This is a genomic window from Marinomonas atlantica (assembly GCF_001639725.1).
GTDB lineage: Bacteria > Pseudomonadota > Gammaproteobacteria > Pseudomonadales > Marinomonadaceae > Marinomonas > Marinomonas atlantica.
Genome location: NZ_LTAW01000001.1, coordinates 458,752 through 471,728 on the forward strand (window position 1 = coordinate 458,752; position 12,977 = coordinate 471,728).

Below are 12,977 nucleotides of genomic sequence, written 5' to 3' on the forward strand. Positions count from 1 at the left end.
GTAAGGAAGGGTGCAGTATGTAAGTAAGCGCTAAGAGGCGATTCCCTTCACATACGGTAGCTTAGAGTCTAGTTTAGAAATAAATTATGTAAATCTCGGCTGTTAATGTGTCAAGTATTGTAAATGGAGGACATTAAGAGGTGGAAGACATTGGAATTAACGCCATTGATTGATTCGCGACATTAATAAATGGCGTGCACGCTCGGCATGGTCGACCGTGACATAGCGAAACCCAATGCTGTCGCCCGGCTTCTTTTGAGCCAATAACGCCCCTGAACTGTGCGTCACACAGCCGATTTTTGGGTAGCCGCCGATGGTTTGACGGTCATTGAGTAACACAATAGGTTGACCATCACTGGGCACTTGAATGGCCCCATAGGCGATGCCTTCAGAGATGATTCCCTTGAGGTTTCGACCGATAGCGGTACCGTCTAAACGGTAACCCATCCGGTCGCAATGTTGACTGAGGGTGTATTCGCTACTAAAGAATCGCGCTCGATCGAGCCCTGAAAAATGGTCATACTGATAACCCGTGACCACATCGATTTCGACTTGATCGTAATTTGGGATAGCAAGACGCGGTACATGACAAGCCTTGTGGTAGGTGGTCTCTTGGAACGGCAGACGATCGCCCGTCGCTATTTTATCCCCTTTACCTGTTAGGCCACCGAGTTTTTCGCGCATGACCGTCGCAACACTGCCCAGTACGGGCTTGATTAGGAAGCCACCTTTCACGGCTAAATAGGCTCGTAAGCCGAACGTTGGTTGGTGAAAGGCCAAAACATCACCCTTGCTTATTTGGTAGGTCTGCCATGACAGAATGCTGTGACCGTTTAACGTCGCAGCCAAATCTGCGCCGGTAATGGCAATACTTGTTTGGGCTTGTGCTTCCAAGGTAAACATGCCAAAGGTAATTTCAATCTGCGCGGCATTGTCGTCATTACCAAGTAACGCATTGGCCCACCGAAAGGCTGGCTCGTCCATGGGGCCGCCTGTGGTAACGCCTAAGTGCTGGTAACCGAGGCGTCCTAAATCTTGAACTAGGGCTAACATGCCCGGTTTGATTACTTTAAACGCCATCTAGCAGTCCTCCTTGTGCCAAAAAGTCTTCCCGAGACATAGGCTTGAAGCGAACGGTATCGCCCACTTGAATCAGAGCCAAACTATCGCTCTCCCAGTCGACCAGTGAAACGGGTGTGCGGCCTAGTATTTGCCAGCCCCCCGGCGATACGCTTGGGTAAACGGCCGTTTGTTGCTCGGCGATGGCAACACTACCTTGTGGTACTTTGAGTCGTGGTGTGGTTTTTCTTGGCATGCGAATCGCTTCAGGAACATTGCCTAAAAAGGCAAACCCCGGCGAAAAGCCAATCGCATAGGCACGGTAGCGCGTTGCACAGTGCAGCTGAATGACCTCATCGGTCGATAAGCCACAATGCGTGGCGATGCCCTCAAGGTCTGGCCCAACTTCTGAACCATAATAAACCGGAATTTCCACCTCGTTTTGTGCCTGTTGTGACAGCTTCTCAAGATCGATAGCAGTGCTAATATCATGGATGTGTTTTAGGATGTTAAAGCGATCAAAGTGGTCCGTATTAAAGACAACTAATAGGGTCGTGTAAGACGGAACTAAGTCAACAACGCCCAATGAGTCGCACAGCGCGCTACTCACGGCGGCGATGACATCGGCAACCTCATTGCAGATTGTATTGGAGAATGTCAGTAAGCAGGCGTGATCACTGACCATATCGACATCAGGAGGAAATATTAACGCGTCATTCATGATTATTGACCACCGATAACAGCTCGAATCCTCTGTACTGCTTCCACAGCATGATCGCCATCCCCATGAACACAGAGGGTGTCGGCATGAACGTCTAGAGTGTTGCCTGATTCAGTGATAAGGCTGCCATGTTGGCTAAGCTGGAGCACTTGTCGCTCAATTAAGTCAAAATCCTTGTGCACCGCATTGTTTTGTTGGCGTGGTGTTAAACAACCTTCCTCGGTATATAGACGGTCTGAAAAAGCTTCGAACCACAATGCCAAGTTGTATTTTTGGGCTAAAGCTTTGACTTGCTCAACTTCTGGGATCGCCATGACCATTAAGATGAGTGAAGGGTCGAGCTCGCTGACAGCCTGCATCACGGTTTCTAAGACTGCAAAATTCGCCATCATCGTATTGTATAGCGCGCCATGGGGTTTGACATAGGTTACCTGCGTGCCTTGAGCGCGGCAGATGCCTTGCAAGGCACCGATTTGGTATTGAATAAGGGCTTTCAACTCTGCGGGGGCGATGTCCATATTACGACGACCGAAGCCGACTAAATCAGGATAGGCCGGATGCGCTCCTATGGTGACATTACATTGTTTCGCCAGTGCAACAGTCTTACTCATCGTCAGTGGATCTGACGCATGAAAACCACAGGCGATGTTGGCTTGGTCGATGAATGGCATAATCTCCTCGTCTCGCCCCATTGTCCAAGCGCCAAAAGCCTCGCCCATATCACAGTTTAATTTCATCGCGTGCTCTCCAAAACCATCCGTTACCTGAAGCCTCTAGCTTACCAGCTCTACTCTGTGCAACAAGTATGTTGCAGATGGATCGGTCTGCAAGGCTTTTACTGAGCTTTTACTCGGTGCGCCGCTATCTAAGTTGGAACGGCTTTTGTATGCTCTAGACTATAGTTGGAGATGATAATGAATAAATTGATTACCATGATTCTCAAAGGTTTGGTCGCAGTGTTGCCCATTGGCCTGACGATTTACTTGTTTTACTGGTTATTAGCGACGGCCGAAGAACTGGCGCGTCCGCTGGTATTATTGGTGTGGCCTACGGATTACTATTTTCCAGGGCTAGGTGTCATTACCAGTCTGCTTTTGCTGGCCTTAGTGGGGCTGGTGGTGAACTTTTATGGCGTGCGCTACTTGATGAAGGTCAGTCAGCGTTTGTTTGAGAAGATTCCGTTGGTTAAATCGATTTATGGTGCGCTTCAAGACATGATGACGGTGTTTAATTTGTCGAAAAAAACCGATCAGCAGAGCGTCGTGTCAATCGAAGTACAGGGAATGCAAATGATTGGCTTTGTCACAGGTGAGCAAATGGGGAAACGGTTATTTGGTGATAAAGATTTAGTTGGCGTGTATTTGCCGCTAAGCTATCAAATTGGAGGGATGACAGTGTATGTCTCCCGCGACAAACTGACACCACTCGACGTCACCATGGAAGAAGGCATGCGCATTGCCGTGACGGGTGGCGTGCAATCGAAGAAATAAATTATGATGCAATTAGAGCAACTGACTGAATTACTAGAAGAAAAAGGCTATCCAGCTAAGTTAAAAACCTTTCCAAGACGCATATATGTTGGCTCACTTGGCTCGTTCTATGGGGTCACCATTGTTCAAAATGAAAACACTGGGGCACTAAAAGTGTCTTATCAGCCTCTTATCCTAATCATTGGTAGTCTGTTACTGATTTACAGCTTTATCGTAAGTTATGGCAATGATGACATGTTATCGGCGTTGATTGGTATTACGGCTGCGTCGGTTATTGCCAACTTCATTAAATCAAGGCAGAAAAAGTTAGAAATTGAAGCGATATTACGAGATGTCACGTAGTTTAGAAAGCTATAGAAGAAACCCGCTGATAGCGGGTTTTTTTGTGCTTGAGTATGATTTATTATTTCAAATGAGCTTATATTGGTTTCATTTGAAATGATCTTGCCATCAAAATGAAATATCTCCATCGTAATCTAATCCTCGTTTGATGCATTTTATTCTTCCATATTTTAGTTTTGATACGAGGGTTACGTACCATGAATAAGTTAGCTTTAGTTTCTACAGCAGTTGGTTTAGCTGTGTCAGGATCAGCATTTTCTGCAACACAAATTGAATGGTGGCATGCAATGGGTGGTGCCAATGGTGAAAAGGTTGTAGAGATCGCTGAGGCGTTCAATCAGGCACAAGATGCATATGAAGTGAAGCCGGTATACAAGGGTAATTACACTGAAACAATGACTTCTGCGATTGCCGCATTTCGAGCGAAGCAGCAGCCAGCGCTGGTTCAAGTATTTGAAGTGGGGACTGCCAGCATGATGGCGGCAGAAGGTGCGATTTACCCAGTATACAAACTGATGCGCGAAACAGGACAGCCATTCATCCAGGACGATTACCTGAGTGCTGTGACGGGTTATTACACGGATGAAGATGGCAATATGCTGTCGATGCCATTTAACAGCTCGACGCCAGTGTTGTACTACAACAAAGAGCAATTTGAAAAAGCGGGTGTGAGCGCACCGAAAACGTGGCAAGAAATGGAAACGGTCTCGCAAAAACTATTAGACAGTGGTGTAGAGTGTGGTTTCACAACGTCTTGGCAATCATGGATTCAATTAGAGAACTTCAGTGCACGTCACAATATTCCGTTTGCCACACAGGCCAACGGCTTTGCCGGAATGGACACAGAGTTTGTGTTTAACAGCCCTGCTCAAGTCGCGCACATTGAAAAAATGCGTGAATGGCAGCAAAACGGCATCTTCAGTTATGGTGGCCGCCGCAGTGACTCTGCACCTAAATTCTATAGCCAAGAATGTTCAATGTTTATGGGCTCTTCAGCGGGTTACGCTGGTATGAAACGTAATGCCTCGTTTGACTTTGGTGTAGCACAGCTGCCTTACAATGCCGAGCAAATCGAGACACCACAAAACACCATTATCGGTGGCGCATCATTATGGGTGCTACAAGGTAAAAGTGAAGAACAGTATCAAGGTGTCGCCACTTTCTTAAATTTCCTATCGCGTGCTGATATGCAAGCTGATTGGCACCAATTCTCAGGTTACCTGCCGATCACACAAGCAGCTTATGAGCTGACCAAAGGGCAAGGTTTTTATGCGGCAAACCCTGGCACAGATGTAGCGGTAAAACAGATGACCTCCGTTGAGCCGACAGAAAACTCGAAAGGCTTGCGTTTGGGTAACTTCGTTCAGGTCCGTGACATTATCAATGAAGAGCTAGAAGCCGTGTGGGCGGGTGATAAAACCGCTCAAGTTGCATTGGATGCGGCTGCTAAGCGTGGCAACGCTTTGCTACGTAAGTTCGAAAAAGCAAACGACTAGTCATCACTGCCTCTCTATGAGAAAGCCTCCCCTACAGTGGGGAGGCTTTTAATGTGTCTTCTGATTAGTGACTGGTTGAGTCTTTTTATGTCGGTGTATTTTCCTCAAAAACTCCTGCCCTATCTGTTGCTGATGCCGCAGTTAGTGGTGACGGCTATCTTCTTCTTATGGCCCGCAGGACAGGCAGTTGAGCAAGCGTTTTATCAAGAAGATGCCTTCGGTCTAAGCCGTGATTATGTTGGCTTAGATAATTTTACTGAGTTGTTTACTAGCCCAGAGTATTTCGCATCACTCAAAACTACCATGGTGTTCAGCTTTTCGGTGGCTTTTTTAGGCCTTGCGGTGGCGCTTTGGCTAGCCGTGATGGCGGATCGTGTGATTCGTGGCGCGATGGTGTACCAAACTTTGTTGATTTGGCCTTATGCCGTGGCACCCGCATTGGCGGGTGTGTTGTGGTGGATTTTATTCGATCCGAGCATGGGGCCTATGGCCTTACTACTAGAATACATTGGTATCGATTGGAACCACTTTGTGAACGGCGATCAAGCGATGATATTGGTGGTGATTTCTGCCACTTGGAAACAAATTAGCTACAACTTCTTATTTTTTCTCGCTGGTTTACAGGCTATTCCTCGATCTTTGATTGAGGCCGCGGCGATCGATGGTGCTGGCCCGTCCAAACGATTTTGGGACATCGTATTTCCATTGTTATCGCCCACGACCTTCTTTTTATTGGTGGTTAACTTGGTGTATGCCTTTTTCGAAACGTTCGGTGTGATTGATGCCACCACACAAGGGGGACCTGGGCAAAGTACCACGACCATGGTGTACAAAGTATTCAACGATGGTTTTGTTGGTCTGGATTTGGGCAGCTCTGCGGCACAATCAGTTGTGTTAATGGTCATTGTTGGGCTGATGACAGTGGTGCAGTTCCGCTATATTGAACGTAAGGTGCAGTACTAATGATTGAAAATCGTCCTTGGCTGACCGGTTTCAGTCATCTCGTTTTGGTTCTAGGCGTGTTAGTGGTTGCATTGCCGGTCTGGGTGGCGATTGTTGCCTCTACTCATCCTGCCAATGCATTTGGTGTTGGTCATATTCCGCTGTGGTTTGGGGATCAAGCATTCGCTAATTGGCATCAGGTGTTGATTGGGAAAGAGGGGCAGGCTTCTCAAATGCTGCGTATGACCTTGAATTCATTGATCATGGCACTCGGTATTACGTTTGGCAAAATTGCGATTTCGTTGCTGTCGGCCTACGCGATTGTATTCTTCCGCTTCCCATTTCGTGGCTTGGCGTTTTGGGTAATCTTTTTTACTTTGATGTTGCCAGTAGAAGTACGCATCGTGCCGACCTATGAAGTAGTCGCCAACCTTAACCTGCTTAATAGCTACACCGGTTTAACGCTGCCACTCATTGCCAGTGCCACCGCTACCTTTCTGTTTCGTCAGTGTTTTATGAGTATTCCCGGTGAATTAGTCGAAGCCGCGCGTATTGATGGCGCAGGACCTATTCGTTTCTTCTTCGATATTCTATTGCCAATGTCACGCACCAATATTGCGGCGCTGTTTGTGATTTTGTTTATTTATGGTTGGAACCAGTATTTGTGGCCGCTGATCGTGACCACGGATGATGCTTACTACACGTTGGTAATGAGCGTGAAGCGTATGCTGTCCGTGCCGGATGGCGATATTGAGTGGAATAAAGTTATGGTGTCGACGTTGCTGGCGATGATTCCGCCAGTGTTAGTCGTTATTGGCATGCAAAAGTTATTTGTTAAAGGTTTGGTAGACGCGGAGAAGTAAAGTGTCAGATTTAGTACTTAGAAATATCGGTAAAACATACGACAACGGCTACCAAGCCATCCCAAGCATCGATTTAACCATCGAAGAAGGCGAGTTTATTGTCTTAGTGGGTCCCTCTGGTTGTGGTAAATCGACCTTGTTACGCATGGTTGCAGGACTTGAAAGTATCAGCCAAGGTGATTTACTGATTAAAGGTGATCAGGTCAATAACAAAGAGCCGGCAGAGCGAGACATCGCAATGGTGTTTCAAAATTACGCTTTGTACCCACACATGTCGGTCTATGACAACATGGCCTATGGCTTAAAAAATCGTGGTGAGCCAAAATCAGAGATTGAAACCAAAGTGAATGCCGTCGCGCAGATGCTGGGATTGGAAGAGCTACTGACACGGAAACCAAGACAGTTATCGGGAGGGCAACGCCAACGTGTGGCCATGGGACGTGCGATGGTACGAGACCCTAAAGTGTTTTTGTTCGATGAACCTTTGTCTAACCTAGATGCTAAATTGCGCGTGCAGATGCGCGTTGAAATTCGAGAGTTACAGCGTAAATTAGGGACAACGACTTTGTATGTGACCCATGATCAAGTGGAAGCGATGACGTTGGCCGACCGTCTAGTGGTGCTCAATAAAGGTCATGCAGAGCAAGTGGGTACTCCCATGGCGTTATACGAACGTCCAGCCTCGACATTTGTGGCGCAGTTTATTGGTTCACCGTCGATGAATCTTATCCCCAGTACGATAGAAAATGGGGTTTTGCAGTTAGGTGTGGACAGTCAGTTAGCTTGTCCACAGTTTTCCACGGATAAAGTCATGTGGGGCATTCGTCCAGAGCATGTGGATATCGTACCTTTGCAGGACGCTGATTTGAGCTTACAGGTTAAAGCAGTCGAAGCGCTGGGCGCAGAAACATTAATTCATGGCTCGGTAAAAACCAGTGAAGATAAGCTATACCCCTTTGTGGTGCGTTTGTCGGGTAATCATGCACCTGATATTGGGCAGCCCATTGGTATAAGAGTGCCACAACAGGCATGGCACGTATTTGATGTAGTAACAACGAAGAGGATTGAACCGCTATGAAGTTGACCAAAGTGATGGGGCATCGTGGTGCGGCATTATTGGCGCCTGAAAATACCCTTGCCTCGATCCGAGCAGCCGCAGCGACGGGGGTACAGTGGGTCGAGATTGATGTTTACCCCATTGCTCAAGGTGGCTTGATTATTTTTCACGATCATACTTTAGAGCGCTGTACGAATGGCTTTGGGAATACGTTAGAAGCAAACTTGGAAACAATGTTGTCACTGGATGCCGGTTCGTGGTTTGGGGCTGAGCACGATGGTGAAAAAGTCCCCACCCTTGAGCAGGCCATTGATTGCATCCAAGCACTCGGACTTGGCTTGAATCTGGAAATCAAATACGAAGACACCGATGTGGAGCGAATTGTACCGCCTATATTAGCCGTGCTGTCAGAGCGTTGGCAGGATAATGACAAGTTGATGATTTCAAGTTTTAACTACGAAGCTTTACAGGTCTGTTATCGCGAAGATAAGCAGCGGTACCTTGGTTTCTTAGTCGAAGATGTACCCAGTGATTGGCTGCTTAAGTTGGCGGCTATTGAGGCCTTTAGTTTGAATTGCTATTACGCAGTACTCACTGAGCAACAGGCTCGTGCCGTGAAGTCCGCTGGCTATAAGTTGTTGTGCTATACAGCCAATGAAGCGCATCTTGTCGAGCCGCATTGGAATTGGGGAATGGACACGGTAATTACCGATGATCCAAATCAATTCATGCACTTGGAGTCGTAGTTTGAAGCTAAATGAGCGTCAGCAGCATATTTTAAATTGGGTACAGCAATGCGACCTGCTGCCAGTGGAAGAAATGGTTGAGCGCTTTGGTGTGTCCTCGCAAACCATTCGTAAAGACATTAATCAATTGGCGGAAAAACAATTAGTGCGTCGTCAACATGGTGGTATTGCCCCCGTATCGACCGCAGAGAATCTGTCGTTTGCAAATCGTCAGCTTCTGAATAGCGATGCGAAGCAGTTGATCGCAGCGCAGGTAGCAGATGTTATTCCAAATGGTGCCTCGGTATTTTTGGGTGTGGGGACAACCGTAGAATTTGTCGCCAAAGCGTTGCTGAAACATCAAGACCTAAAAATATTTACCAATAATCTAACGGTGGCGACTATCTTTGCGTTGACACCACAAACCTCTGTTCATATGACAGCAGGAAGCATGCGTCATCGTCATTGTGACTTAGTTGGGTCAGATGCCATTGAAAGTATGTGTAAATATGTCTTTGATTATGGTGTTTTGGGCTGTGGCGGGTTGCATGAGCGTTTTGGTGTACTGGACTTTGATCCCGACGAAGCCAATTTAAGTCGAACTTTGATTGATCAAAGTCGCCATGTTTTGTTGGTTGCAGACCAATATAAATGGGGGCGAAAAGCCAGTGCACGGGTGGCGGGTTTTGAGCAAGTCGAAATGTTGTTTACGGATGAAATTTCTGCCCCACGACAACAGCTACTTGAAGAACAAGGAGTGCGTTTAATATTAGCAAAGGAGGCTACTGATGAATAATAGTCCAAAGCCGTTAAAGTGGTTGGACGCCTCTGTATTGAGACAGGTGCGATATCTTTTTACTGACTTTGATGACACGTTAACACTAAATGGCCGCTTACCTGCGGTGACGTTACAGGCACTATATGATCTTGATGCAGCTGGCATACATGTGATTCCGGTTACCGGTGGTTGTGCAGGATGGTCAGATATGATGGTTCGAGTCTTGCCGATTGCGGGGGTCATCAGTGAAGGTGGTGGTCTGTTTTTACAACCGAGTAAGCGTTCTGTGCAGTACCACTATTTCAATGATGAAGCATCTATGCGCGCACAGCAGGCCGAGTTATTGACGATGATACAGCCTCGATTGAAACGATTTTCTGCCTTGTCATTGACGAAAGATCAGCATTTTCGACTGACGGACGTAGCGATTGATTATGCACAGGACATCGCTCCACCAGCGACTCAAGAAAAAGAGGCGTTGCTAGCTGATTTGCTGAATCTTGGATTAAATGCAAAAGCCTCTTCGATTCACATTAATGTTTGTCAAAAAGGGGTGGATAAATACGCGATGACTGAGCGCGTCTTGACTGACTTCTTTGGTGTTTCTAGCAAAGAGGCAAAAAAATGCGTGTTGTATGTTGGCGATGCGCCTAATGACGAAAGTATGTTTGCTCAGTTCCCGCTAAGCGTTGGGGTCGCCAATATTGCCCCTCATTTGAATACATTGACCCATTTACCACGTTATATTGCGAATGATGCAGGGGGAGCAGGGTTTGCGGAGTTGGCCGAAAAAGTACTCACCAGTCGTCCATAAAAAAACGCTGCAAGATGCAGCGTTTTTTTATCGATCTAGAAACCTAAATTTAACTAGAACAAGTTCTCGATAGCGATATTACTTGAGGGCGCTTGTTCAGACGATGAGTTGTTCTGCGTATTACTGCCTGCTTGCTCAGATCGAACATTCATACGCCGTTCGGGCACGTGGTCTTGACGGAACATTTCAAACATAGCATTTGATTGCCCTGGCAATGCCCGCTCACCGGTTTCTGGGTCAATTCGTACGGTAATCAGGGATGCAGGCTTGTTGACGTAGCTGGCGGGGGTATCTGCTAATGCTGCGCGCATGTAGTTAATCCAAGTAGGCAAAGACGCTGACCCACCCCACTCGCCACGACCTAGTGGTGACATATCGTCAAATCCAGTCCAAACCGACGTCACAATGTCACCGTTGAACCCAGAGAACCAAGCATCACGTCCATCATTTGTTGTGCCTGTTTTGCCAGCAATGTCACTACGTTCCAGTACACGAGCACGACGACCAGTACCATAACGAATCACGTCACGCATAATGTCGTACATAATATAGGCAATGTCACTGTCGATGACCCGAGGAGCAACAGGCAGCTCAATTACACCGCTGTCCGTATCAAATAACCCTTTGTTGGGGGCATCAAGATTGTCGGTATCATTTTCAAGCATTGTACAGCCTTTACACACCGTCATTGGTTCTGCTTGGAAAACAACTTCTCCAGCACGATCTTCAATTCGATCAATCAAATAGGGCTGAACACGGTAGCCGCCATTTGAGAAGACAGCGTATCCTGTCGCAATTTGCAAAGGTGACAAGTTAGCACTACCTAAAGATAGCGATAAGTTGCGTGGTAGCTCATTGGGGTCAAAACCAAAGTGCTTAACGTAATCGAGAGCAGGGCGAATACCCATTTCATCAAGCAAGCGAACCGATACGACATTCTGAGAACGGTACAAAGCTTGGCGTAAGCGTGTTGGGCCATAAAATTTTCCGCCATCATTGGTTGGGCGCCAAGCGCTGGCTAGATTGCTGTCATGAAATACCACAGGCGCATCATTGATCACCGAAGCGGCAGTGTAGCCGTTGGCTAAGGCGCTGGCATAAATAAAGGGTTTAAAGTTAGAGCCCGGTTGACGTTTGGACTGTGTTACTCGGTTGAACTTGTTACTAAAGTAATCAAATCCACCGACTAAAGATTCAATTGCACCGTCTTTACTATCCAAAGAAATTAAGGCGCTTTGCACAGCAGGAGATTGCGCTAGACGCCAAGTTGTAGTGTCGTCTGGACGTAATTGAATGATGTCACCAGAAACTAATACATCTTTAACCATTTTAGGCTTTGCGCCATGGGAATCTTCGCTAAAGTACGGCGCTGCCCAATTGAGAGCATCGAATGGTAGATCAAAGGTGCTACCATCATCTAAACGAAGCTTCGCAATGGTGTCGGTTGTTTCAAGAACTAGGGCTATTGACCAGTTGGGGATATTGTTAAAACTTTTGAAGACGTCTTGCTGCTCCTCTAATGTCGCTGACACTAGGTTGGTTCGTGTGTCTAGCGTGCCGCGATAACCATGGCGTTCATCATACGCCATCACACCATCGTAGACCGATTGGTTAGCGTTGTTTTGGCGTTCGGAGTCGATGGTGGTATAAACGACCAGACCTTCGGTATAAAGTTTCTCTCCGTAGCTTTGGTAAAGTTCCTGACGTACCATTTCAGCTACATAGTTGGCTTCGATATCGGGTTGAATACCATAGTTTTCAGCTGTTACTGGCGCTTCAACAGCATTTTGATAGGCCTCTTTCTCGATCATTCCCAATGTTAGCATTCGCTGAAGAATCCAATTACGGCGGATCAAGGCTCGTGAAGAGTTCGCAACTGGATTATAGCGTGAAGGCGCTTTCGGTAAGCCTGCGATCATGGCGTATTGTGCCAACGTCAATTCGTCGAGGTGCTTACCATAATAGACTTGGGCCGCCGCTTCGAAGCCGTATGCACGCTTACCCAAGTAAATTTTGTTCATATAAAGCTCAAGAATGTCATGCTTAGACAGTTCTTGTTCTAACTTCAATGAGATGAAAATCTCGGTAAACTTACGCATGAAAGTCTGTTCAAAAGACAAGAAGTAGTTTCGAGCGACCTGCATGGTGATGGTACTACCACCACTTTGAATCTCCCCCGTTGAAACCAATTGATAGGCTGCACGTAATAAACCAACAACATCGACACCAGGATGGTGATAGAAGTTGCTGTCTTCTGCAGCCAATACGGCATTTTCTAAATCGTGCGGGATGTCTTCATAGCGGATCGGTGAGCGGCGTTGCTCGCCATATTCTCCTATGAGCTTTTCGTCTTTGGTGTAAATACGCAGTGGAATCTGAAGTTCAATATCTTTCATTTCCTCCTTGGTTGGAATGCTGTCTTTTACCTGCTGATAAACGCCATAGGTAATACCAACAGCGGCTAACGCACCAAGAAGGGCAAGAATAAAGAGAATTTTGAATGTTTTGGCCATGATCGGTCACTGGTTATTTTATGTTCTGACGATTATACCTGACTTGTGTTGACCTTGGTGGCTTGTGGGCTTGAATTTTCATGTTATCTTCTTGTAAAGATTTGGTGCCGAATGCATAAGCGTGTTCATAATCGGCAACGTTATTAAGGCTACGGATGGCTTTACTATTTTCATGGA

Annotated in this window: 13 protein-coding genes; 9 read left to right on the forward strand and 4 right to left on the reverse strand. The window is 46.7% G+C overall.

Translation table 11 applies throughout. The features are described from left to right. Positions 1 to 156: 156 nt before the first annotated feature. The 3 genes from AYW75_RS02165 to AYW75_RS02175 are packed head-to-tail and all read right to left on the reverse strand — an operon-like array spanning position 157 to position 2,517. Positions 157 to 1,080 carry a 5-oxoprolinase subunit C family protein gene (locus tag AYW75_RS02165; protein ID WP_067094681.1) on the reverse strand — a complete coding sequence of 308 codons (924 nt, stop codon included), beginning with the start codon at positions 1,078 to 1,080 and terminating at the stop codon, positions 157 to 159. Further along, positions 1,070 to 1,780: a 5-oxoprolinase subunit PxpB gene (gene pxpB, locus AYW75_RS02170; RefSeq protein WP_067094685.1), complete on the reverse strand. Its 711-nt coding sequence runs from the start codon at positions 1,778 to 1,780 to the stop codon at positions 1,070 to 1,072. The genes AYW75_RS02165 and pxpB overlap by 11 nt, the downstream gene beginning before the upstream one ends. 2 nt (positions 1,781 to 1,782) lie before the next feature. After that, positions 1,783 to 2,517, reverse strand: a complete 735-nt coding sequence (locus AYW75_RS02175; RefSeq protein WP_067094687.1) for a 5-oxoprolinase subunit PxpA — start codon at positions 2,515 to 2,517, stop codon at positions 1,783 to 1,785. A gap of 177 nt (positions 2,518 to 2,694) precedes the next feature. On the opposite strand from AYW75_RS02175, the gene AYW75_RS02180 reads away from it, so the two are divergent. The 9 genes from AYW75_RS02180 (at position 2,695) to AYW75_RS02220 (ending at position 10,287) form a co-directional block, all read left to right on the forward strand. Beyond that, positions 2,695 to 3,270 carry a DUF502 domain-containing protein gene (locus AYW75_RS02180; protein WP_197478881.1) on the forward strand — a complete coding sequence of 192 codons (576 nt, stop codon included), beginning with the start codon at positions 2,695 to 2,697 and terminating at the stop codon, positions 3,268 to 3,270. A gap of 3 nt (positions 3,271 to 3,273) precedes the next feature. Further along, a complete protein-coding gene (locus AYW75_RS02185; protein WP_067094690.1) occupies positions 3,274 to 3,612 on the forward strand; it encodes a hypothetical protein in 339 nt (112 codons plus the stop codon). 197 nt (positions 3,613 to 3,809) lie between these two features. Beyond that, positions 3,810 to 5,108 (forward strand): sn-glycerol-3-phosphate ABC transporter substrate-binding protein UgpB, encoded by a 1,299-nt coding sequence (ugpB, locus tag AYW75_RS02190; RefSeq protein WP_067094693.1) that lies wholly within the window; start codon positions 3,810 to 3,812, stop codon positions 5,106 to 5,108. Positions 5,109 to 5,195: 87 nt separating this feature from the next. After that, complete coding sequence (gene ugpA / locus AYW75_RS02195; RefSeq protein WP_067095066.1) at positions 5,196 to 6,071, forward strand: sn-glycerol-3-phosphate ABC transporter permease UgpA; 876 nt, start codon at positions 5,196 to 5,198, stop codon at positions 6,069 to 6,071. Next, the gene (gene ugpE / locus AYW75_RS02200; protein ID WP_067094696.1) at positions 6,071 to 6,913 is read left to right on the forward strand and encodes a sn-glycerol-3-phosphate ABC transporter permease UgpE; all 843 of its coding nucleotides are present in this window, start codon (positions 6,071 to 6,073) and stop codon (positions 6,911 to 6,913) included. The genes ugpA and ugpE overlap by 1 nt, the downstream gene beginning before the upstream one ends. Before the next feature lies 1 nt (position 6,914). After that, a complete protein-coding gene (locus AYW75_RS02205; protein ID WP_067094699.1) occupies positions 6,915 to 7,991 on the forward strand; it encodes a sn-glycerol-3-phosphate import ATP-binding protein UgpC in 1,077 nt (358 codons plus the stop codon). Next, on the forward strand, positions 7,988 to 8,716 hold the full coding sequence (locus tag AYW75_RS02210) for a glycerophosphoryl diester phosphodiesterase (RefSeq protein WP_067094702.1): 729 nt from the start codon (positions 7,988 to 7,990) through the stop codon (positions 8,714 to 8,716). The genes AYW75_RS02205 and AYW75_RS02210 overlap by 4 nt, the downstream gene beginning before the upstream one ends. A 1-nt stretch (position 8,717) precedes the next feature. Then, entirely contained in the window at positions 8,718 to 9,491 is a 774-nt protein-coding gene (locus tag AYW75_RS02215) for a DeoR/GlpR family DNA-binding transcription regulator (protein ID WP_067094705.1), read from the forward strand. After that, on the forward strand, positions 9,484 to 10,287 hold the full coding sequence (locus AYW75_RS02220; protein WP_067094707.1) for an HAD-IIB family hydrolase: 804 nt from the start codon (positions 9,484 to 9,486) through the stop codon (positions 10,285 to 10,287). Before AYW75_RS02215 ends, AYW75_RS02220 begins: the two co-directional genes overlap by 8 nt. A gap of 53 nt (positions 10,288 to 10,340) precedes the next feature. On the opposite strand, the gene AYW75_RS02225 is transcribed toward AYW75_RS02220, so the two are convergent. Further along, on the reverse strand, positions 10,341 to 12,800 hold the full coding sequence (locus AYW75_RS02225; protein WP_067094710.1) for a penicillin-binding protein 1A: 2,460 nt from the start codon (positions 12,798 to 12,800) through the stop codon (positions 10,341 to 10,343). Between the last annotated feature and the right edge of the window lie 177 nt (positions 12,801 to 12,977).